The 20,606-nt window shown below is 61.6% G+C and carries 20 protein-coding genes, 1 tRNA gene and 1 riboswitch; of the genes, 11 read left to right on the top strand and 10 right to left on the bottom strand.

The window, feature by feature from the left end; translation table 11 throughout:
• Positions 1–3: 3 nt before the first annotated feature.
• Positions 4–927, top strand: coding sequence for a thermonuclease family protein (locus tag M9924_03405; GenBank protein ID MCO5063442.1), 924 nt, complete (start codon positions 4–6; stop codon positions 925–927).
• 4 nt (positions 928–931) lie between these two features.
• On the opposite strand, the gene M9924_03400 is transcribed toward M9924_03405, so the two are convergent.
• Positions 932–2,584, bottom strand: coding sequence for a lysine--tRNA ligase (locus tag M9924_03400; GenBank protein MCO5063441.1), 1,653 nt, complete (start codon positions 2,582–2,584; stop codon positions 932–934).
• A gap of 135 nt (positions 2,585–2,719) precedes the next feature.
• Between M9924_03400 and M9924_03395 the strand changes: the two genes are divergently transcribed.
• On the top strand, positions 2,720–3,133 hold the full coding sequence (locus M9924_03395; GenBank protein MCO5063440.1) for a tellurite resistance TerB family protein: 414 nt from the start codon (positions 2,720–2,722) through the stop codon (positions 3,131–3,133).
• 4 nt (positions 3,134–3,137) lie between these two features.
• Here M9924_03395 and M9924_03390 read toward each other — a convergent pair whose 3' ends face one another.
• A complete protein-coding gene (locus M9924_03390) occupies positions 3,138–3,971 on the bottom strand; it encodes a transporter substrate-binding domain-containing protein (protein ID MCO5063439.1) in 834 nt (277 codons plus the stop codon).
• Between the two features lie 125 nt (positions 3,972–4,096).
• On the opposite strand from M9924_03390, the gene M9924_03385 reads away from it, so the two are divergent.
• Positions 4,097–5,932: a glycosyltransferase gene (locus M9924_03385; GenBank protein ID MCO5063438.1), complete on the top strand. Its 1,836-nt coding sequence runs from the start codon at positions 4,097–4,099 to the stop codon at positions 5,930–5,932.
• A 12-nt stretch (positions 5,933–5,944) separates the two neighbouring features.
• Here the strand turns inward: M9924_03385 and ppk2 are convergent, their stop codons facing one another.
• Entirely contained in the window at positions 5,945–6,862 is a 918-nt protein-coding gene (gene ppk2 / locus M9924_03380; protein MCO5063437.1) for a polyphosphate kinase 2, read from the bottom strand.
• A 103-nt stretch (positions 6,863–6,965) separates the two neighbouring features.
• Between ppk2 and M9924_03375 the strand changes: the two genes are divergently transcribed.
• Both M9924_03375 and phoU read left to right on the top strand, forming a co-directional pair.
• Positions 6,966–8,096 (top strand): ATP-binding protein, encoded by a 1,131-nt coding sequence (locus tag M9924_03375; GenBank protein ID MCO5063436.1) that lies wholly within the window; start codon positions 6,966–6,968, stop codon positions 8,094–8,096.
• Positions 8,097–8,190: 94 nt separating this feature from the next.
• Positions 8,191–8,910, top strand: coding sequence for a phosphate signaling complex protein PhoU (phoU, locus tag M9924_03370; protein ID MCO5063435.1), 720 nt, complete (start codon positions 8,191–8,193; stop codon positions 8,908–8,910).
• A 3-nt stretch (positions 8,911–8,913) separates the two neighbouring features.
• Here phoU and M9924_03365 read toward each other — a convergent pair whose 3' ends face one another.
• The gene (locus M9924_03365) at positions 8,914–9,423 is read right to left on the bottom strand and encodes a GcrA family cell cycle regulator (protein ID MCO5063434.1); all 510 of its coding nucleotides are present in this window, start codon (positions 9,421–9,423) and stop codon (positions 8,914–8,916) included.
• A 330-nt stretch (positions 9,424–9,753) separates the two neighbouring features.
• On the opposite strand from M9924_03365, the gene M9924_03360 reads away from it, so the two are divergent.
• From M9924_03360 to M9924_03350, 3 genes are all read left to right on the top strand, one after another.
• On the top strand, positions 9,754–10,938 hold the full coding sequence (locus M9924_03360; protein MCO5063433.1) for an aspartate aminotransferase family protein: 1,185 nt from the start codon (positions 9,754–9,756) through the stop codon (positions 10,936–10,938).
• Between the two features lie 5 nt (positions 10,939–10,943).
• On the top strand, positions 10,944–11,858 hold the full coding sequence (gene argF / locus M9924_03355; protein MCO5063432.1) for an ornithine carbamoyltransferase: 915 nt from the start codon (positions 10,944–10,946) through the stop codon (positions 11,856–11,858).
• Positions 11,859–11,974: 116 nt separating this feature from the next.
• Entirely contained in the window at positions 11,975–12,973 is a 999-nt protein-coding gene (locus M9924_03350) for an Hsp33 family molecular chaperone (GenBank protein ID MCO5063431.1), read from the top strand.
• 32 nt (positions 12,974–13,005) lie between these two features.
• Here the strand turns inward: M9924_03350 and apaG are convergent, their stop codons facing one another.
• Both apaG and M9924_03340 read right to left on the bottom strand, forming a co-directional pair.
• A complete protein-coding gene (gene apaG / locus M9924_03345; protein ID MCO5063430.1) occupies positions 13,006–13,398 on the bottom strand; it encodes a Co2+/Mg2+ efflux protein ApaG in 393 nt (130 codons plus the stop codon).
• Between the two features lie 53 nt (positions 13,399–13,451).
• Positions 13,452–14,636, bottom strand: coding sequence for an O-succinylhomoserine sulfhydrylase (locus M9924_03340; GenBank protein MCO5063429.1), 1,185 nt, complete (start codon positions 14,634–14,636; stop codon positions 13,452–13,454).
• Positions 14,637–14,683: 47 nt separating this feature from the next.
• Positions 14,684–14,761, bottom strand: a riboswitch (SAM riboswitch).
• Between the two features lie 79 nt (positions 14,762–14,840).
• On the opposite strand from M9924_03340, the gene M9924_03335 reads away from it, so the two are divergent.
• Together M9924_03335 and M9924_03330 are read left to right on the top strand one after the other, a co-directional pair.
• Entirely contained in the window at positions 14,841–15,932 is a 1,092-nt protein-coding gene (locus M9924_03335) for a 2'-deoxycytidine 5'-triphosphate deaminase (GenBank protein MCO5063428.1), read from the top strand.
• A 76-nt stretch (positions 15,933–16,008) separates the two neighbouring features.
• Positions 16,009–17,190, top strand: a complete 1,182-nt coding sequence (locus M9924_03330; GenBank protein MCO5063427.1) for an aspartate/tyrosine/aromatic aminotransferase — start codon at positions 16,009–16,011, stop codon at positions 17,188–17,190.
• Between the two features lie 3 nt (positions 17,191–17,193).
• Here the strand turns inward: M9924_03330 and M9924_03325 are convergent, their stop codons facing one another.
• The 3 genes from M9924_03325 to M9924_03315 form a co-directional block, all read right to left on the bottom strand.
• The gene (locus tag M9924_03325) at positions 17,194–17,388 is read right to left on the bottom strand and encodes a hypothetical protein (GenBank protein MCO5063426.1); all 195 of its coding nucleotides are present in this window, start codon (positions 17,386–17,388) and stop codon (positions 17,194–17,196) included.
• A 108-nt stretch (positions 17,389–17,496) separates the two neighbouring features.
• Positions 17,497–18,975, bottom strand: a complete 1,479-nt coding sequence (locus M9924_03320) for a glycosyltransferase family 4 protein (protein MCO5063425.1) — start codon at positions 18,973–18,975, stop codon at positions 17,497–17,499.
• A 190-nt stretch (positions 18,976–19,165) separates the two neighbouring features.
• Positions 19,166–19,239 (bottom strand) — tRNA-Gly (locus M9924_03315).
• A gap of 131 nt (positions 19,240–19,370) precedes the next feature.
• Between M9924_03315 and M9924_03310 the strand changes: the two genes are divergently transcribed.
• Positions 19,371–19,628: a DUF6460 domain-containing protein gene (locus M9924_03310; protein ID MCO5063424.1), complete on the top strand. Its 258-nt coding sequence runs from the start codon at positions 19,371–19,373 to the stop codon at positions 19,626–19,628.
• Here the strand turns inward: M9924_03310 and M9924_03305 are convergent.
• Positions 19,600–20,526, bottom strand: a complete 927-nt coding sequence (locus M9924_03305) for a histone deacetylase (GenBank protein MCO5063423.1) — start codon at positions 20,524–20,526, stop codon at positions 19,600–19,602. The genes M9924_03310 and M9924_03305 overlap by 29 nt on opposite strands.
• Positions 20,527–20,606: the final 80 nt, after the last annotated feature.

Here is a 20,606-nt window from a genome sequence, read left to right as displayed (position 1 = left end):
GAGATGCGTTTCAGGCACGCAGCGCTTGCCGCCTCCGGGCTGATGCTGGCCGCAATCGGCATTGTGTGGACCGGCTCGATAATCGCTCTGCCGGAGCCTGCCTTTCAAGCCGACCCTGCCGACCTGAACGATGCGGAACTCGCCGCCGTCGCGGAAGGCATTCCCGAGGACGAGCCGCAACCGGCGGACGAACAGGCAGATGCGGGCCCGCCAACGGAAGACACCGTGCAACAGGATGTCCCGCCTGCCGACGAAGCTCAGCCCGAACCGGACATCGCAGCCGTCGTCGCGCCGGAGCAGGGCCCCGCACCGGAGCCGGTTGAACTTGAGCGGCTGCCGCCGCGCCCGCCATTGAGCGGGCAAGCGGCGCAGCCCGAGCCGCCGAAAAATTCCGGCGAATGGAAAAGCACGCGCCTGTTCAAGCCCGTCGCCTCCTCGGCCGGGATGCTTGAGGCGCAGGGCTACCGCATCGCGCTTGCGGGGATCGAGCCTTTGGCTCCTGAAGAAAAATGCACTTTCGAGGGGGAAGAGTGGCCATGCGGCCAACTGGCGCGAACGGCGTTCCGCTCATGGCTGCGAGGCAGGGCGATTGCATGCGTCGTGCCGCCTGAACCCGGCGAGCAGACCGTTGTGGCGGAGTGCCATGTCGGCAAGACCGATGTCGCGGAGTGGCTTGTCTCGAACGGCTGGGCGCGGCCCGCTTCCTCCGGCCCCTACGCGGATGCAGGACAGAAGACCAGCGCTGCCGGAAAGGGCATCTACGGACGCCCGCCCGCGCAAGGCGGCCTCAATCTTCCTCGCGTAGCGGACCCTGCGCCGATGGAGATTCCCGAGACGGGGCCTGCGACCGATGAACCGTTGGCTCCGCCCCCGGACCAGCCGCCGCTGAGCGGGCCGTTTCCGCCGGCCCCGCAATTGTCGCAGTAGCGCGTCAGGCAGCCAGTTTTCCGGCGATCGCCCTTTCGATCAGCGCGCGTGTTTCGCCGATGCCGTACAAGGCCGCGAAGGAGCCGAAGCGCGGTCCGCGCTCCTGGCCGATCAGCACCTGATAGATCATCTGGAAAAAGGCAACCGACACGCCCGGCCCGCCTTCCGGGCTTTGCTTGGCATGATCCTGATAGCGCTCGATCTTGCGCGCAACATTGAGGGAAGCATTCTGGATCGCCTCACTGTCCGCGCCTTCGGGAAGCTTGGCCAAAGCATCGGAAAGCTTGGCAAGCGCATCGCGCTCGACCTCGTCCGGCACGCGGTATTGCTTCGCGGGCTTCACGAAATCGTCGAAGTACCGGATGGCATAGCCGACCAGACGGTCCAGCTCGGGATGGCTTTCAGGCGTCACGTCCTGCGCATAGCGCGAGATGAACCCCCAAAGAACGCTTTTGTTCTGGGCGTTCGAGGCGCTGACCAGATTGAGCAGCAGCGCGAAGGGTACCGGCAGGTCGATGGCGGGCGGGTTGCCGTCATGCATGTGCCAGACCGGGTTGCCGAGGCGCTCCTTCCAATCCTGCCGGTTATATGCCGACAGAAATGTGTAATATTCGTCCACGGCTTTCGGGATCACGTCGAAATACAGTTTCTTGGCCTGCTTCGGGCGCTGGAACATATAGAGGCCGAGGCTCTCCGTCGGAGCGTAGGTCAGCCATTCATCGATGGTGATGCCATTGCCCTTGGACTTGGAAATCTTCTCGCCCTTTTCGTCCAGAAACAGCTCGTAGTTGAAGCCTTCGGGCGGAACGCCACCCAGAATGCGGCAAATCTTGCCCGAGGTCTTCACATTGTCGATGTGATCCTTGCCGGACATCTCGTAGTCGACGCCGAGCACGGCCCAGCGCAGCGCCCAATCCGGCTTCCATTGCGCCTTGCAGCCGCCCTTCTTCACCGAAGTCTCCCAGCGCTTGCCGGTGTCGGGATCGGTCCACACGACTGTCGCGCGGCCGGGATGCACTTCATCGATGGGAACCTGCATGACCACCCCGGTCTCGGGATGAATGGGCAGGATCGGCGCATAGGTCTTGCGACGTTCCTCGCGCAGCGTCGGCAGCATGACCGCCATCACCTTGTCATACTGCTCCAGCATCCGCACCAGACCGTCGTCGAAGCGGCCCGACGTGTAGTAGTCGAGCGCGGAGGCGAACTCGTAGTCGAAACCGAACGTGTCGAGGAAGCGACGCAGCATCGCATTGTTGTGGTGCCCGAAGCTCTCGTATTTTCCGAAGGGGTCGGGCACGCGGGTCAGCGGCTTGCCCATATGCTGCGCCATCATCTCCCGGTTGGGCACATTGTCCGGGACCTTACGCATGCCATCCACGTCGTCCGAGAAGCACAGCAGCTTCGTCTGGACCCTGTCCTCGGTCAGCACGCGGAATGCATGGCGGACCATCGAGGTGCGCGCCACTTCGCCGAACGTGCCGATATGCGGCAGGCCCGAGGGTCCGTAGCCGGTCTCGAACAACACCGTTTCAGGATAGTTCCTGCCCTTGTAGCGTTCGATGATCTTGCGCGCCTCTTCGAACGGCCAAGCTTTGCTTTCCGCCGCTGCGGCCAGAATTTCAGGGCTGAGATCGATCTTGTTCGAGCGGGTCATGGTTGTTTCCTTCGCCTTTCCGGGCGGAAGCGAAGGCTTTAAGCGCGACAAACGCATGCGTCAACGATCGACGCCTTTTTCCTTGCCCAGCGGCATCGCACTCCCTACGTTCGCGCCGTTGCACGGGAGATTTTCATGGCGTTGCCGAGTGTCCACGAAGCCTTGATCTATTTGATGATCGTCACGTCAGCGGCGGACAGGGACATGGCTCATATCGAACTCGGAAGCATCGGCGAGGTGGTGCGCACATGGCCGGTTTTCGAGGATTTCGACAAATCGAAAGTGCTGGATGTCGCGCAGGACTGCCAGATTCTGCTGAGCGCCGACAACGGTCTGGAGCAGGTTCTGGAAATTGCGCACACCGTCATTCCTTCGCGGCTGCGCGACACCGCCTATGCAGCCGTGTTCGAGGTGGCCGCGGCAGATCTTGAGATGCGGCTGGAAGAAGCGCGCATCCTTCAACGCATCCGCGAGCATCTGGACATCGACGCGCTCAGCGTCGCGGCGATCGAAATGGCGACCAAGGCGAGAGTCCGCACCCTGACGTAGGGCTCTAGAAAAAGCCGACCGGGAAATAACGCAAGTAGAACTCGGTCATCTTCCCCTTGGCCGAAAGCGCTTGCAGGGCATAGTCGAGGGCGTCGATCAGCACGCGGTTTTCCGGGCTGGTCGCGATGGACAGGCCCTGTCCCAGAAATTCCGGCGCGATGTAGGGTCCGCCGACGAACCGGCAGCAATCCTGTTCTTCCGGGCTGCCCAGCCAGAAGCTGAGCTGCATTCCGTCGCCGAAAGCAGCATCGATCTTGCTATCCCGCAAGTCCCCATACATCCATTCCGCCTTGTCGTAGGTGATGACTTTCACGTTGCGGAAATAGGCGCGAAGCATGCGCTCGTGCGTGGACCCTGCGAGCACGCCGATACGCTGGCCGGCGAGGCGTTCGGCAAGCGGTTCGTCAAGCGGCGAATTGCGGCGCGTCACGAAACGGGCGGGAAAAATCATATAGGGCCGCGAAAATGCGTAGCTTGTCCTGTTTTGCGCGGTGACCGAAATTCCGGCCAGTATTGCTTCGCCTTCGCCGCTTTCAAGCGCGTCCTGCAATTCATCCCATGGCAGGGCCTGGATCTGGCAGCGATCGGAGATACCTAGTTCCGCGCAGATCGCGCGGGCAAAATCGACGTGAAAGCCGCTCAGGCGCCCTCCGGGATCGAGAAAATTGAACGGAGGGAAGTTCGTCGTGGTGAGGAAGCGCAGGCGCTGCATCTGCGATAGATCCGGCTTCGGCAGCCGCTCCTTGGCATCCCAGAATGCAGGCAATTGAGGTTCGGCCGCCAGTCCTGCCTGTACGGTGAGCAACACTCCAAGAACGCATGACAAGAGACGCTTCAAGGCTTTCCTGCTACCCCGATTCGAACATCAGACCCAACTCAATGGCATGCGCGCCAAGCGTTAAATTTAGATTGAGTTAGATTTTGCTCATGTAACCCGCTAGATGCTGGCGTGGTGTCGTGGCGATGGTGATTCCATTCCCGGCAACCAACGCCATTTCGCTCCGTTCGCCGCAGCTTGTCCAGAAAAGTCCTCCCGTGTCAGGTATCGCGCAGTATCCGTCGGTCTCCTCCGAACCTCACACTCCTGCTTCGGGCGGTGACGCCTATCCTGCCATCAATCCCGAAGAGGCAAGCGCCATCGAACTGGCCGCAAGGCTCGACGTGCCCTATCTCGGCGCGCTGGATGCCCGGCAACTCATCATCCGGGAAGAGGAATGCCTGCAAATGCTGGCGCGGCGCGACCCGCAGGTCTGGGCCACGCTGGACGGCCCGGTCAGCCCTCCTCATGCCGTGGTGGTTCCCAATTCCAGCGCGGCGAGCGCGCTCGATGCCGTCAACATACGCGGTCACGAGCTCAAGTCGCGCGTTCGCGTCGCCAGCACCCGGACGGTCCGCCAGGCCCTGCACGACCGCTGCACTACGGCGCTGGAGCGCTTCGCCACCAAGGGTCTGTTCGATTTCGCGCCGGAATTCTCGGCGTCGATCCGCATGAATGCGGCCCAGGGCATTGGCCTGGGTGCGATTGCCGTGATCTTCGTTCAGATGCTGTTTCTTCAGTTCGGCGCGACCGTGTTCGCAATCCATGTCGCGGCGACGGTCTTTTTCATCGGATGCACTACGTTGAGGGTGGCGGCGTCGTTTCAGCGCCCGCCGACCAGAAGCCTTCTCGGCGACGCAAGGCGCGCGGAGCCTGTCTATTCGGTTCTCGTCGCACTGTGGCGGGAAGCCCATATGGTGCCGCAATTGATGGGGGCGCTCAGCCAACTCGCCTGGCCCGTCGACCGCCTCGAAATCAAGTTGATCTGCGAGGCCGACGACCCCGATACGATTGCCGCGATCAGGGCGCATCCCTTGAGCCTGATGGTGGAAGTGATTGCCGTGCCGCCGTCGCTGCCTCGCACGAAGCCGAAGGCACTGCGCTATGCCCTGCCGATGTGCCGCGGAGAATTCGTGGTGCTGTACGATGCGGAGGACATTCCGCACCCCCACCAGTTGCAGGAAGCGTGGAGGGTGTTCGACAACGCGCCCGCAGAGCTTGCCTGCCTCCAGGCCCCGCTTGAAATCGTGAACGGAGAGGCAAGCTGGATCGCGCGCTGCTTTGCGTTTGAGTACGCGGCGCTCTTCCGGGGACTGGTGCCGTGGCTCGCCTCGCTGAAAATTGCATTTCCGCTGGGCGGTACATCAAACCATTTTCGCCGCGCGGCGCTCGATGCCGTGGGGGCGTGGGACCCGCACAATGTGACCGAGGATGCCGATCTTGGCATCCGGCTCGCGCGGCACGGCTATTCGGCGGGCGTGCTCACCCGACCGACTTTCGAGGCCGCGCCGGACGCGCTGGCCGATTGGAGGCCGCAGCGCGCGCGCTGGAACAAGGGTTGGCTCCAGACCTGGCTGGTGCATATGCGCTCACCGGTTCGGCTGCTCCGGGAACTCGGGTTTGGGTCCTTCATCGTCACCCAGCTTGTGCTCTTCGGGATGGTGTTTTCCGCGCTCGTCCATCCGGCAATGATCGTCGCGTTGCTCTACCTTGCTTTCGCAATCGTCGCCGGAGTGTCCTTCGGGCGATTCGACCTCGCGCTTGTCGCGATGGATATTGCGAGTATCTTCGGAGGCTATGCCGGGTTTCTTGTGCTGGGCTGGACGCGCCTCCGCCCGAAAGAGCGCATGAGCTTCTGGAAGGTTGTCGCCGCGACACCTGCGTATTGGATGCTTATTTCGGTATCCGCATGGAAAGCCGTGAAGGACCTCGTGCTCAATCCCTTTTATTGGGACAAGACCAACCATCGCCCTTTCAACTGAGCGATCGGGATCTTAGCTCCCCAGCATCGGCTTGCCCCGCCCGATGATCTTGTGGTCGGGGTCGCCGATGCGTTTTTCGTCACGCCCCTCATAGTCCAGACGCTGGAGAATATGCCGGATCACCTCCAGCCGCGCGCGGCGCTTGTCATTGGAGTGCACGACGATCCAGGGCGCGTGGTCGCTGTCTGTCGTGTCCAACATCAGGTGAAGCGCGTCGGTATAGGCGTCCCATTTCGTCATGCCGGCGACGTCCATGGGCGAAAACTTCCAGACCGTCAGCGGGCTGTGGCGGCGGTCGTGAAAGCGCTTGAGCTGCATTTCCTGTCCGAGGTTTAGCCAGAACTTGAAGAGATGCGTCCCTTCCTTGACGATCATGCGTTCAAAATTCGGCGTCTCCGCGAGAAATTTCTCATGCTGTTCTTCCGTGCAGAAGCCCATCACGGGCTCCACCCCCGCGCGATTGTACCATGACCGATCGAAGGTCACGAATTCGCCCGCCGTTGGAAATTGCGCGACATAGCGCTGGTAGTACCATTGCCCGCGCTCCGTCTCCGTTGGCTTCGGCAGCGCGACGTCTCGCGCCTGGCGCGGGTTCATATATTGGCGCACCACCTCAATGGTGCCCCCCTTGCCCGCCGCGTCGCGCCCTTCGAAAACGACGAGAACACGTTCTCCGACCTTCTGGAGCCAGGTCTGCATCTTGACGAGTTCCATCTGAAGCAGTTCGAGCGATTTCTCGTAAAGGTCCTTGTCCAGCTTGTCCGGGTAGGGATAGCTGCCGGAGGCCAGCGCCTCCTTCTTGATCCAGTCGGGCAGTTGGGGATTGTTGATGTCAAAAGTGCGCATCTCGCCGCGAACCTTGATGCGAACCGGATCGGCCTCCACCGTCTGCGTGCTTGCCGGGGCGTCCGCTTTCTTCTCTTTTTTCATGACATCATCCTGTTGTGGTTCGATTGGCATGGTATTGAGTGCGCGCGTACAGGTGCATGTCTAAGACCTGTATCGTGCCGGATGCAACATATGCGAGTAAGCGGTGAGCAACAGCAGGGCGGCGAGTTCCATATCGGCAATGCTTGGCAGACTGGGATTCAAGACCCGGGGAAACGCCGAGACATTCGCGGCTGATGCGGAGCCGCATGGCACCGGCGCTTTTTCTGCAGTCGATCTTGCCTCAGCGCTGGATGATCCGGTGCTTCTGGTGGATTCGCTTGCCAATGTCGTTTTCGCCAATGAAAGCGCTGTCGCGGCATTCGGCGCCTTCACGCCGGGGCGGTCGCTGTTCCTGCGGTTTCGCGCGCCGGAGATACGCGAGCTGATCGAAGGCGTGCTTGCTTCGGCCCATGCCGCAAGCGGCGAATATTTCGAACGTCTTCCGATCGAGCGCGCCTACAGGGTGTTTGCCTCACCGCTGGCGAAGCAGGCGTCGCTCTTCGTTGTGGTGTTCAAGGACCAGAGTGAGATACGGCGGATCGATCGCATGCGCGCCGATTTCATAGCCAATGCGAGCCACGAATTGCGCACGCCGCTCGCTTCCATCGCGGGCTTCATCGAAACCCTGAGAGGCCCCGCGCGCAATGATCCGAAGGCGCAGGAGCAATTCCTCGGCATCATGCAGGCCCAGACCGCGCGCATGGCGCGGCTGATCGACGACCTTCTGTCGCTTTCGCGGCTGGAAATGAAATCCCGCATCGACGCCAGCAGGAGTGTCGACCTCACTATGCTGCTCGAACGGGTGATCGCGGCAACCGCGCCGCGCGCGGAAGAGCTATCGGTCCATATCGAGAAGCAGTTCGCGGCGGAACCGACAATCGTGGCGGGAGATGCTGACGAGCTTACGCAGGTGTTCGAGAATCTGATCGAAAACGCGTGCAAATACGGACAGTCCGGCGGCAGGGTCGTTGTCGAGACCCAGCGTTCCGGGGACGATATGCTCGTTTCGGTGATCGATTTCGGCCCCGGCATTCCCGATGAGCACATTCCCCGCATCACGGAGCGCTTCTACCGCGTGGAATCCGACGGCGCGCCGGTCCAGAAGGGCACTGGGCTCGGGCTGGCCATCGTCAAGCACATCCTGACGCGCCACGGCGGCAGGCTTACAATCCGCTCGAAACGCGGCGAGGGGTCGATTTTTACCGTGCATCTGCCCGCCTTCGTCGCGCATTGATTTTCGGCGAATTAGCGGCATTCTTTTTTCTGTCATGCATCCCGGCTAAATTACGCTCAGACGGAAAGCACATAGTTCCGTATCAGGGTGGAAAATGAACTCGATCCATATCGTCACCTCCTTCGATGGCGACCTGCACTATCTGGCGAACAAACTCGCCTCGATGGGCGGCGTGGCGGAGCGCATGGTGGAACAATCCGTAGCGGCCTTGATCGCGAACGACGCGGTGCTCGCGCGCAAGGTGACAGAGGACGACCGGATACTCGACGAAGCACAGAGAGACCTCGACGAGAAAGCCATCGTCATCATCGGCAAGCGCCAGCCCATGGCGTCGGACCTGCGCGAAATCATCGGTGCGATCCGCATTGCCGCCGATCTGGAGCGTGTGGGCGACCTCGGGAAGAATGTGGCGAAGCGCGTACTGGCCATTGGTGGCGCCGCGCAGCCAGTGCGGTTGTCGCGTGGCATTCTGGCGCTTTCAGAACTGGCGCTGGTGCAGTTGAAGGAAGTGCTGGACGCCTATGCGTCACGCTCAGTGGAGCGGCTGGGTGCAACGCGCGACCGTGACGACCAGATCGACGCGATCTACACGTCGCTGTTCCGCGAACTGCTGACCTATATGATGGAAGATCCGCGTAACATCGCGCCGTGTACGCACCTGCTGTTCTGCGCGAAGAACATCGAGCGCATCGGCGACCACGCCACGAATATAGCGGAGACGCTCTACTACATTGTCACCGGCCAGCAGATGCCGGTCGAGCGCCCCAAGGACGACAGGAGCCATACGCTGTCGTCCGAAAGCCTGACGAACTGAACGTCAGCGCAGCCGACGCCGTTCCGACGCGGGTTGGAACGCTACCCTTGAGTGATAAGTGCAATAGGGGCCGCTCTCGCCGGCTTCATTTCCGCAGAAGCTGAAATCCTCGGACAAGGGATCGCCGTTCGGCCATTTGCAGGTTCGCTCGCTGAGCTCAACCAGCGACAGCCGACGGGAGATCGGCACGACGACATTCTCGACCGGGCGCAGATGCTGGCGGGCAACCGGCTCGGCATCGAATTGCGCCTGCAGGGCGGTTGCCCCGATAGAGGCTGTCACATGACGCGTGGTCGCCTGCGCCTTCGCAACGACCTTGGTGACCGTAGCCGTCTTCTTCTGGCGCGTGGTCGTGGTTGTCGCGCGCCCGCGGCTCGACAGTTTCAGCCGATGCACCTTGCCGATCACCGCATTGCGGCTCACGCCGCCCAATTGCGCGGCGATCCGGCTCGCACTCAGTCCTTCCGACCAATATTTGCGCAGCAATTCAACGCGCTCGTCAGTCCATTCCATTTTTGCGCTCCCGCAGAGTCCCGGAATCGATTCACGCCCGACCGGAGCCGAGTTGGCCACCACATCTATGCCGTGAATAGATCCGCCGTACGAAATCTGGTTCTCTTGTGTCCAATTACCCCATCGCCTGACTCCGTGACAAGAGTCCGGGAGCCGATGCGAATCGGTTTTTGCGGTTTTCCCCAACTTGGGGCTTCTTTGCCGTCGCGCGGTGTTGAAACGCGATTTGAGCTTTTCGTTGACTTGGCCGACAAAAAAACCAATATCGGGGCCTTGGCCGCCGTTTGGGCGGCCTTTTTGGTTCCGGCAACACCATCCGGCAGTTAGATAATGACGATGAACGCGCTTTACGAGACCTTTGCACGTGCCCCCCTGGCTTTCGACCGGGGAGAAGGATGCTGGCTGATTGCCGGCGACGGAGAGCGATATCTCGATCTCGCCGGCGGCATCGCGGTCAATTCACTGGGACACAGCCATCCGCATCTGGTGGCAGCCCTCACCGAGCAGGCAGGCAAGCTCTGGCATGTGTCGAACCTCTATCATATCCCCGGCCAGGAGAGACTGGCCGAGCGGTTGGCCGAAGCCAGCTTCGCGGACAAGGTGTTCTTCACCAATTCCGGCGCGGAGGCGCTGGAATGCGCGATCAAGACGGCGCGCCGCTACCAGTATGTGAAAGGTCATCCGGAGCGCTTTCGCATCATCACCTTCGAAGGCGCGTTTCACGGGCGGACGCTCGCGACCATCGCGGCGGGCGGTCAGGCCAAATATCTGGAGGGGTTCGGCCCCAAGGTGGAAGGGTTCGACCAGGTTGCGTTCGACGATCTCGACGCGGCCGAAAAGCTGATCGGGCCTGAAACCGCCGCGATCCTGCTCGAACCGATCCAAGGCGAAGGGGGCGTGAGGTCCTTCCCCGCAAGCTCGCTCAAACGTCTTCGCGCGCTCTGCGACAAGCACGGGCTGCTGTTGATCTTCGACGAAGTGCAATGCGGCGTCGGGCGCACCGGCAAGCTGTTCGCCTATGAATGGTCGGGCGTCACGCCGGACCTGATGGCGATTGCCAAGGGCATCGGCGGAGGTTTTCCTGTTGGCGCGTGCCTGGCGACCGAGGAGGCTGCATCGGGCATGAGCGCTGGCGTGCACGGTACGACCTTCGGCGGCAACCCGCTGGCGATGGCGGTGGGCAATGCCGTGCTCGACGTTGTTCTGGCGGACGGCTTCCTGGACGATGTCGCGCGCAAGGCATTGCTGCTCAAGCAAGGGCTGGCTGCCGTCGCCGACGAGTTCCCGGACGTGATTGAGGATATTCGCGGGTCTGGACTGTTGCTCGGCATCAAATGCAGGGTTCCGAATACCGAAATGGTTCAGGCGCTGCGCGCGACCAAAACGCTGAGCGTCGGCGCCGGCGACAATGTGGTAAGGTTGCTGCCGCCGCTGACTATCTCGGACGAGGAAATACGCGAAGCTGTGGAACGTGTTCGCAGCGCCGCTGGAAGCCTTTCGAAAAAGGCAGGTTGATGAGAATGGCGAAATTGAAGCATTTTACGGACTTGTCGACGGTATCGTCGGACACGCTGCGTGGAATTCTCGACGACGCTGCCGCGCGCAAGGCCGAGTTGAAGGCGGGCCATCGCAGCCGCCCGCTCGACGGGCGTGTGCTGGCGATGATCTTCGAGAAGCCTTCGACCCGCACCCGCGTTTCGTTCGATGTGGGCATGCGCCAGCTTGGCGGCGAGACGATCATGCTGACGAGTTCGGAAATGCAACTGGGCAAGAGCGAGACAATCGCCGACACTGCGCGCGTTCTGTCACGCTATGTCGACGCGATCATGATCCGCACCACCCAGCATCAGCGCCTGCTGGAGCTTACCGAGGCAGCGACCGTGCCGGTCATCAACGGCCTGACGGATGACACCCACCCCTGCCAGATCATGGCCGACCTGATGACGTTCGAGGAACATCGCGGGCCGGTCCGGGGCAAGACCTTCGCCTGGAGCGGCGACGGCAACAATATCCTGCATTCGATGCTGGAGGCGTCCGCGCGTTTCGACTTCAATCTCAAGATCGCGACGCCGGAAGGCAGCGAGCCGGAAGGCAGATTCGTCGATTGGTCTAAGGCGCATGGCGGCAGCGTGACATTTGCGAAAACCGCGGAAGAAGCGGTCGAAAACGCCGATTGCGTGGTGACCGACTGCTGGGTGTCTATGGGCCAGGAGCACCGCGCGCGAGGCCACAATGTATTCCTGCCCTATCAGGTGAACGCGGCGCTGATGGCGCATGCCAGGCCTGACGCGCTGTTCATGCACTGCCTGCCAGCCCATCGCGGCGAGGAAGTGACGGACGAGGTCATCGACGGTCCGCAGTCGGTGGTTTTCGACGAGGCCGAGAACCGGCTGCACGCCCAGAAGGCGGTGCTTGCCTGGTGCCTTGGCGCTTGAAACGCACGCGTCCGCTGCCTATCTGCTGCGCATCAACTTGACAGTTTGCGCTGCGGTGCCGGCTTCCCCGAGCATTGACGGGAAGGCCGGCACTGCTATGCGTGAAAGGATGTGCCATGCTTGGAACAGCTCACGTGACTGACACGAAACCAAAACTCGGCGATTTCGGATTTGCCGGAGACGATCATGTCGTGCCTTTTGAAGTGGGGCCGCTGGATATACGCGGGCGCGCCGTGCAACTGGGTCCTTTGCTAGACGATCTGTTGGGCCGCCACGACTATCCCGACCCGGTCGCCCGGCTTCTGGCGCAAGCCTGCGTCGTTACCGTGCTGCTCGGCTCCTCGCTGAAGTTCAACGGCAAGTTCATTCTCCAGACCCGCACGGACGGGCCGGTGGATATGCTGGTGGCCGACTTCACGACGCCGGGGTCGTTGCGGGCCTATGCGCGCTTCGATGCGGAGCGTCTCGGCGCGGCGATCGACAGTGGAGAGACCGCACCGGAGCAATTGCTCGGCAATGGCGTTCTGGCGCTGACCATCGATCAGGGCCAGTACACCCAGCGCTATCAGGGCATCGTTCCGCTGGATGGCGTGACGCTTGAGGAAGCCGCGAAGGTCTACTTCCGGCAGTCGGAGCAGATCCCGACCGATCTCAAGCTCTCCGTTGCGAAGCAGATGCGGCGCGGCGAAGGCGGCGGCGAGCATTGGCGCGCCGGCGGCGTGCTCACGCAGTTCCTGCCGGAAGCGCCGGAGCGCTTGCGCGTGTCCGATATTCCCGGCGGTGACGGCGATCCGCGCACGGAAGTCGATGAGCCTCACGATGATGCATGGCAGGAAGCGCTGATGCTTCTTGAAACCATCGAGGCGGTCGAACTTGTCGATCCGACGGTCGGAACGGAACGGCTGCTCTACAGGCTTTTCCACGAGCATGGCGTTCGCGTGTTCGAGGGCATAGGTGTGGTCGACGAATGCAGTTGCTCGCGCGAAAAGATCGAAGGCGTTCTGCGCGGGTTCACTGCCGAGGAGATCGCGCACTCGACCGAGGACGGCGCCATCAAGGTCGATTGCGAGTTCTGCTCAAAGAGCTACGTGTTCGATCCGGCTGACTTTGCCTGAATAGTGCAGGGGCGCGCCTTCCCTGGCGCGCCTCAGTTCACCGTGCGCATGGTGCCCGGCAGGTCGAGCGAAAATGCGGGAATCGCAACGTCGAACAACTCTCCGCCCCGACTGCGCATCGTATAGGTTCCGACCATGATTCCCGAAGGCGTCGGCAGCGGGCAGCCTGATGTGTACTGATAGCTGTCGCCCGGGCTCAGACTTGGTTGCTCTCCCATGACACCCGGCCCATGCACCTCCTCCACGCGACCGAGCGCATCGGTGATGTGCCAGTGCCGCGTGAGCAGTTGCACGAGATCGTCGGACTGATTGTCGATGGTTACCCGGTAGCCCCACACATAGCGGTTCTCCGCGGGATCGGAGCGATCCTCCAGATAGAAGGGTTCCACCTCGACTTCGATATTTCGTGTGACAGCCTTGTACATGGCCGTGCGATCTTAGCCGATGATGGATTTCAATCAAATCAACAGGTTCTGACTCAGGCTTTGGCCAGCGCGCCCTCGATGTCTTCAAGCAGGTCGTCCGTATCCTCAAGACCGACCGACAGCCGCAATGTTCCTGCCCCGATGCCCAGTTCGTCGCGCGCCTCGTCGGTCAGGTTCTTGTGCGTCGTCGTGGCCGGATGGGTGATGAGGCTCTTGGAGTCGCCGAGATTGTTCGAGATGCGGATGATGTCGAGCCCGTTCTCCATCGCGTAGGCAGCGCCTTTCCCGTCTTTCAGGTCAAAGCAGATCAGTGTGGATCCGCCGCTCATCTGCCGTTTGATGATGTCGGCCTGCGGATGATCCGCGCGCCCGGGATAAATTACGCGCGCAACCTTGGGATGGTTCGCCAGAAAATCGGCGATGCGGCCCGCCGAATCCGTCGCCTGCTTCACGCGCAGCGGCAGCGTCTCCAATCCCTTGAGCAGCGTCCACGCATTGAACGGCGAAAGCGATGGGCCGGTGTGGCGGAAATAGTCGTGAAGCTCTTCATCGATCCATTTCCTGTCGGAAAGAACTACGCCGCCGAGACATCTCCCCTGGCCGTCAATATGCTTGGTCGCGGAATAGACGACCACATGCGCGCCGAGTTCAAGCGGCTTCTGTTGAAGCGGCGTGGCGAACACATTGTCCACCACCAGCCGCGCGCCGACGGAATTGGCGATATCGGCCACGGCGCGGATGTCGACCACTTCCAGCGTCGGATTGGTCGGGCTTTCGAGGAAGAGCAGCTTCGTGTTGGGGCGCACGGCGGCCTGCCAGTTTTCTATTTTCGAGCCGTCCACCAGCGTCGACTCGATGCCGTAGCGCGGCATCAACGTCTCGATGACATAGCGGCAGGAGCCGAACAGGGCCTTGGCCGCGAGCACATGATCGCCTGCCTTCACGCTGCACAGGAGCGCCGCCGACACGGCGGCCATGCCGGACGACATGGCGCGCGCTTCCTCCGCACCCTCCAGCGCGCACATGCGTCGTTCGAACATGTCCACCGTCGGGTTGGCATATCGCGAATAGATGAACCCCGGCTCCTCGCCCTTGAAGCGCGCCTCCGCGCTTTCGGCCGTGTCGTAGACGAAACCTTGCGTCAGATAGATCGCTTCGGACGTCTCGCCGAAGCCGGAGCGCAGTGTGCCGCCGTGAACCAGTTGGGTGGCGGGTCTCAATTTGCGCTTGTTCGACATGTTCCTGCTTCCAGACATAAAAAAACCGGCTCGCGAAAGTCGCAAAGCCGGGCCAAACCGCGGTCCTTTAGCGACTTGTTTAACGTGGCTGCAAGCCGACCGGCCAAATCACCACGGGATAAAGCCCCTTTAAACCCCGACCCGGCTTGCGTCAATCGGAGACGAAGCTAAACGTCGAGCCAGCATAAACACGGTTATTGGTCCTTGCGACAGACAGGCATCCTTCCTGACCGCGATATAGCGGAGCTTTTCGCGACCGGTGCGCTCCATGCGTCGCGCCCGCTCGATGCGGACCAGATCCAGCCAGCAAGCCTCGACCTGCGCCTCGGAGAGAAGGCGTACCGCGTGCGGGCCAGCTTCCTGCCGGGGCCGGACAGCACGGTCGCGACCAAGCTCGAACGCCTCAAGCTCCACGAGATCGACCTGACAAAGGGCGCGGTTCTGGAAACCGGTTGCGTCTATATCGTGCCGCTGCTCGAAAAGCTGAAGTTGCCCGCAGGCATTTCGGCTTCGGCCAATCCCAAGAGCTCCACGGGAAGGCTCGACATCTTCACGCGCGTCATGACCGATCGCGGGCAGGAGTTCGACAAGATCGCAGCAGCGTATGACGGTCCGCTCTACATGGAGGTCAGCCCGCGCACCTTTCCGATCATCGCGCGCACTGGCTCGCGGCTCGCGCAGGTTCGTTTCCGCACGGGCAACGCCGTGTTGAGCGAAGCGGAACTGCACGGCCTGCACAAGGCGGAAACGCTTGTAGCCGCCGAGGCCCCGAGCATTTCTGGCGGAGGCATCGCACTCTCCATCGACCTTGAGGGCGATGCGAACGGCCTGATCGGCTATCGAGGCAAGCACCATACCGGCCTTGTGGACGTCGATCTGCGCGCCGCGCAATCCGTGCTCGATTTCTGGGAGCCGATCCATCGTCATGGCGGTCCGGGCGAACTGATCCTCGACCCCGACGAGTTCTACATTCTGGTCTCGCGCGAGGCCGTGCATGTCCCGCCGCTCTACGCCGCCGAAATGACGCCGTTCGACCCGCTGGTAGGCGAATTTCGCGTCCACTATGCCGGCTTCTTCGATCCGGGCTTCGGCCATTCGCAGGCGGGCGGCAAGGGCAGCCGCGCCGTGCTGGAAGTGCGTAGCCATGAGGTCCCATTCATTCTGGAGCACGGCCAGATCGTCGGTCGACTGGTCTACGAGCACATGCTGTCGCGTCCGAAGGCGCTCTACGGCACTGACCTAGGCTCCAACTATCAGGCGCAGGGCTTGAAGCTGTCGAAACATTTCAGGGCATAGCGTCTACGCGCCTGTGGCCCTGTCAATTTCCCCGCGCCTCGTCTATGACGCGCCAGTTCGATCCGCGAGTGAAACCATGTTTGAAACCCTGAAGCCTGCCGCGCCCGACAAGATCATCGCTCTGATCGGCATGTATCGCGACGATCCGCGACAGGACAAGCTCGACCTCGGCGTTGGCGTCTACAAGGACAAGCAAGGCCGCACGACGATCATGCGCGCCATCCGCGAAGCGGAAAAGCGGCTCTACAGCGAACAGACGACGAAGACCTATCTCGGAATGGCGGGCGATCTCGCCTTCAACGCGGCGATGATCCAGCTTGTGTTCGGGCCGTCCGCCGATACGTCACGCATCCGCGCCGCACAGGCGCCGGGCGGCTCCGGTTCGCTGCGCATCATCGCCGAATTGCTTCACCGCGCACGTCCGGGCGCGCAGGTCTGGCTGTCGGACCCCACGTGGCCCAATCATGTTCCGTTGATCGAGGCGTCGGGTCTCAAGACGCGGAGCTATCCCTATTTCGATGCGGCAACCGGCACTGTGCGTTTTAACGACATGATGGCAGCGCTTGGACAGGCGGAGGCGGGCGATATCGTCGTTCTCCACGGCTGCTGCCACAATCCAACGGGCGCGAACCTCAGCTCGGAACAATGGACGCAACTGGCCCAGTTGCTGCTTGAGAAGCAATTGTTTCCCTTTGTCGACCTTGCCTATCAGGGCTTTGGCGACGGGTTGGATGCGGACGCGCAAGGCGTGCGCATCCTCGCCGGCATCGTGCCGGAAATGGCCGTTGCGGCGAGCTGTTCAAAGAATTTCTCTGTCTATCGCGATCGTGTCGGCGCCGCGATCCTCATGGGCCGCAGCGAGGCCGAGGCCGACGCGGCCAACAGCCAGCTTTTGTCCGTCGCGCGCGGCATGTATTCGATGCCGCCGGACCATGGCGCGGCAGCGGTCCGGATCATCCTGACCGACGCCGATTTGCGCGCGGACTGGCAGGCGGAACTCGAGGAAATCCGTATGCGCATGATTGCGCTCAGGCAAGGTCTCGCCGATGCGCTGCGCAAGCAGTCCAATTCCGATCGCTTCGATTTCATCGCAAACCATCGCGGCATGTTCTCGCGCCTCGGCCTGACCGTGGAGCAGGTTCATCGCCTTCGTGCCGAGCACGGAATCTACATGGTCGATGATAGCCGCATTAACATCGCCGGCTTACCCGATGACCGGCTGGATCAACTGGCGAAGTCCATCGTTTCGGTTCTTTAACCTCTAGCCGCCACCCGTCGCGGTCGCCGCCGCAGGTTTGGTAGCGGGCTTGCGCGCGCGCTTCGCAGCCGGTCTGGCCGCCGCTTTCGGTCTTGCCGGTCGTTGCCGGACTGTTTCCAGGGGAGCGGAATCCGTGATCTCACGCGCAATCCTGTAGGCGACATAGCCAAGCAATGCGGTGACGGCGAGACGGAACATCTGGACCTCCTTGCGCGGGTTGACGGCGAGAAGGCTGCAACCTGTGACGGAGCGATTGGTTCCCTGCCAGACGCGCTATTCGAAAGGCCCGGGCTATTCGTTCGAAGTTCAGGCGCGAAAGATTGCCACCAGCCTGCGCTTTACACCTACCGCCACCACCTTGAACGCTTCGCCCACGCCTTGTTCGCTCGTAACCCTTTTCAGGCGGTGGACACGCTTTGCCGTCCAGCTTCGCTGCGGTTGGGCGGCGATGCCTCTGTTCAAGGCGAGTGCCTGTATCTGGCTCGACAAATCGGGAGTGATCTGCGCGACGCGACCACTCACCCGATCCAGCAAAGATCGAGCATAGAGTGCCTCGAAAAGCACGCTGGCCGCGCTCAGCCTCGCGGTTGCTTCCGCGCGGGCCGCCGGGCTCAGCTTCACCTTGGCCCTTCCGATGTTCGCCCGATAGATGTCCACAAGCTTCTTCGCCTGCGCCTCCCAAGAATATCTCTGGCGAAGCGATTTGGTGATCTTGCGGCGCAATTTGTCACGATTTGCAAGTCCGTCGCTGATGGCCGCGGCGCAACTGTCTACATCGCTCGCCAGGAAGATCGCGCCGACGCCGTTCGCATCAACGAAGGCTTTCATCGCGGCCACGTCGCTCACCACGACGGGCAGCATTGCGTGCAGATATTCGAACAGCTTGTTCGGCAGTGCGACTTCGGCATTCGGATAGTGAATCAGGCCGTGAATCCCGAGATCGGCGGTCCGTATGAATGTGCTGACCTCATTGCTCGCGACATAGGGCAGAAGGTGGAAACGTTCGGACAGTCCGATGCTGTGGGCAAGGTTTCGCATCTGCTCGGCATAGTCGCCACGGCTTACGAAGGCGAGATGCACGTTGGGCAGTTTCGCAACGGCATGGATGATGGTGTCGCAGCCGCGCAGCGCACTCGCGCCGCCGACGAACACCACCAGCGGCGTTTCGGGAGCAAGTCCGATCGACGACCGGATGTCCGGCCCGACGGCGCGAAATTCGCCATAGTTCGGCACGTTGTAGGTGACGGTCGGCAGCTTTTCGAGGGAGTATCGGGACCGTACGGTCTCGGACAGCGTGTCGCTCACAGTGATGAGATGATCGGCTGCCGGAAGAAGGTCTCTCTCCCAGGCCAGACAGTGCGGCATATATTGCTCTGCCGTATGTCCCCGCAGCCCGGCGACATATTCATGGATATCGTGGATCCAGACCGCATCGCGGCCCATGGCAATCATGGAATCGCGCAGGCTCGCGCCGACGCTGATGCAGTGCATGTCATGTGAATGCACGATATCGGGCAGGAAATGCGCGGCCTCGGCCTGCACGGCGTTGCTGAAAAGACCGATCAGCAGCCGAACGTCCTTCTCGGCCTCCCAGAGCCCTTGCGTTTTCAGGCGCCATGCGGGGTTGGGCAAGCGGATGACAGGGACGCCTTCGACCTCTGTTACTTCCCTGATGCCTGTGTTCGAAACACCGACAATAACGCAGTCGAATCCTGCATCGAGCGCCGCCTGGGCTGTCTTTATGACGCGGCTATCCCCATGAATGTGATTGAATACGACATACATTATTCTCTGCTGCACGGACATGTCGTGTGATTTTCCTCCTCCGCATTTGAGGACCCTCCTAGTTGGAATGGGCCGAAAAGTGAATACCGATGTCTCCGCCCGAGCGGGAAAACAATCTCCGCGCAGCATATAACGACCGATACCGTCACTGGATGATGACGGGGAGGTTCAGAAAAACGGCTTCCGGTGCTGGAGCGGGTGAAGGGAATCGAACCCTCGTATTCAGCTTGGGAAGCTGCTGCTCTGCCATTGAGCTACACCCGCATACGATTTCGTTATCATGCGCGCCCGTTGCGCTTCAATAGAAATTCCTCGTCCTTGAAGCGTTGACGGCGGAAACGTATTTGACAAAGGTCTGGACGCCGATTCCGGCCATGGGATGAAGGAGTAAGCCTTTGCTGGCCCGTATTCTTGGTGATAGCCCGCTGCGCGTTCTGGTGAAGCTGCTTGCAGTTTCACTTGTCGTCGGCATGGTCATGCACGCCTTCGGCTGGTCGCCGCTGGATGTTTTCTACAGCATCGAGAACTTCTTCATCAATCTCTGGAACATGGGTTTCCGGGCCTTCGACAGGCTGTTCACCTATCTGCTGCTCGGTGCGGCGGTCGTCATCCCGGCATTCATCGTCATCCGACTGCTGAACTATCGACGCTAGCGAATCCCGCAGCCACCTCGAACAGGATGGCGTGGCGTTCTGCAAGCTCCGTGACGTCGTGCGAATATCCACCGCCGAGCACGCCGCATAGCGGGACGCCGCGTTCGCGGAAATATCGGACCACCATCTCGTCGCGCCGCCGCAGGCCGTCGGTCGAAAGCGCGAGGCGTCCGAGCCTGTCGTCGACATGCGGATCGACCCCGGCATTGTAGAAAACGAGGTCCCATGCGCGCAGTTCTCCCAGGTCCCGGAGCGCGTCGGAAAGGCGGGCAAGATAGACATCGTCACCCGTACCGTCGGGAAGCGGCTCATCCCGGTTGGAATTCGCCTTGCGAACGGGATAGTTTCGCGCGGCATGCATTGAATAGGTGAAGGCGCGCGGTTCAGACGCCAGGATTTCCGCCGTTCCATCGCCTTGATGCACGTCGAGGTCGACGATCAGGATGTCGTTGACCGTGCCTTCGTCCAGCAGCACCCGGCAAGCTACCGCGACATCGTTGAAGGTGCAGAACCCCGCACCCTGAGCGCGGCGGGCATGATGGCTGCCGCCAGCGGTGTTGCATGCGATTCCCTGCTCAAGCGCCAGCCGTGCGGCGAGGATGGTTCCGCCGCTGGCCAGCAGCGCGCGCCGCGCGGTGCGCTCGACGATGGGAAAGCCGATCTCGCGCTCGATCCGCTTTGGAACGTCGCAGGCGATCACCTGATCGACATAAGCTCTGTCATGGGCGAGGGAAAGCCAACTCGCAGGCGGCGGGACCGGTCGATGGACATATCCGGGTAGCAGGAAGCCGCGCGTTTCGAGACTGGTGATGAGCGCTGAATATTTGCCCATCGGAAAGCGATGCGTCGGGGCAAAGCCCGCGTCATAGTCGGGATGGGTGACGATATGCAGCGGCATTGCTGGCGAAACGATCTTGCACGAAACGGCCGGTTGGCTTCCCGGCGAAGCTGGGATATTTCCCGCATGCGATCAAGGGG

The organism is Rhizobiaceae bacterium (assembly GCA_023953835.1).
In the GTDB taxonomy this organism is placed as follows: Bacteria; Pseudomonadota; Alphaproteobacteria; order Rhizobiales; family Rhizobiaceae; genus Mesorhizobium_G.
This window is presented reverse-complemented; position numbering and strand designations above follow the sequence as displayed.

What these genes read in the sequence shown, in the direction of transcription:
- M9924_03350 (MCO5063431.1), top strand. Translation starts at nt 11,975, where the DNA reads ATGCTTGGAACAGCTCACGTGACTGACACGAAACCAAAACTCGGCGAT.
- M9924_03365 (MCO5063434.1), bottom strand. Translation starts at nt 9,423, where the DNA reads ATGGAATGGACTGACGAGCGCGTTGAATTGCTGCGCAAATATTGGTCG.
- M9924_03400 (MCO5063441.1), bottom strand. Translation starts at nt 2,584, where the DNA reads ATGACCCGCTCGAACAAGATCGATCTCAGCCCTGAAATTCTGGCCGCA.
- M9924_03395 (MCO5063440.1), top strand. Translation starts at nt 2,720, where the DNA reads ATGGCGTTGCCGAGTGTCCACGAAGCCTTGATCTATTTGATGATCGTC.
- M9924_03405 (MCO5063442.1), top strand. Translation starts at nt 4, where the DNA reads ATGCGTTTCAGGCACGCAGCGCTTGCCGCCTCCGGGCTGATGCTGGCC.
- M9924_03360 (MCO5063433.1), top strand. Translation starts at nt 9,754, where the DNA reads ATGACGATGAACGCGCTTTACGAGACCTTTGCACGTGCCCCCCTGGCT.
- M9924_03320 (MCO5063425.1), bottom strand. Translation starts at nt 18,975, where the DNA reads ATGTATGTCGTATTCAATCACATTCATGGGGATAGCCGCGTCATAAAG.
- apaG (MCO5063430.1), bottom strand. Translation starts at nt 13,398, where the DNA reads ATGTACAAGGCTGTCACACGAAATATCGAAGTCGAGGTGGAACCCTTC.
- argF (MCO5063432.1), top strand. Translation starts at nt 10,944, where the DNA reads ATGGCGAAATTGAAGCATTTTACGGACTTGTCGACGGTATCGTCGGAC.
- M9924_03385 (MCO5063438.1), top strand. Translation starts at nt 4,097, where the DNA reads ATGGTGATTCCATTCCCGGCAACCAACGCCATTTCGCTCCGTTCGCCG.
- M9924_03325 (MCO5063426.1), bottom strand. Translation starts at nt 17,388, where the DNA reads ATGTTCCGTCTCGCCGTCACCGCATTGCTTGGCTATGTCGCCTACAGG.
- M9924_03340 (MCO5063429.1), bottom strand. Translation starts at nt 14,636, where the DNA reads ATGTCGAACAAGCGCAAATTGAGACCCGCCACCCAACTGGTTCACGGC.
- M9924_03305 (MCO5063423.1), bottom strand. Translation starts at nt 20,526, where the DNA reads ATGCCGCTGCATATCGTCACCCATCCCGACTATGACGCGGGCTTTGCC.
- phoU (MCO5063435.1), top strand. Translation starts at nt 8,191, where the DNA reads ATGAACTCGATCCATATCGTCACCTCCTTCGATGGCGACCTGCACTAT.
- M9924_03330 (MCO5063427.1), top strand. Translation starts at nt 16,009, where the DNA reads ATGTTTGAAACCCTGAAGCCTGCCGCGCCCGACAAGATCATCGCTCTG.
- ppk2 (MCO5063437.1), bottom strand. Translation starts at nt 6,862, where the DNA reads ATGAAAAAAGAGAAGAAAGCGGACGCCCCGGCAAGCACGCAGACGGTG.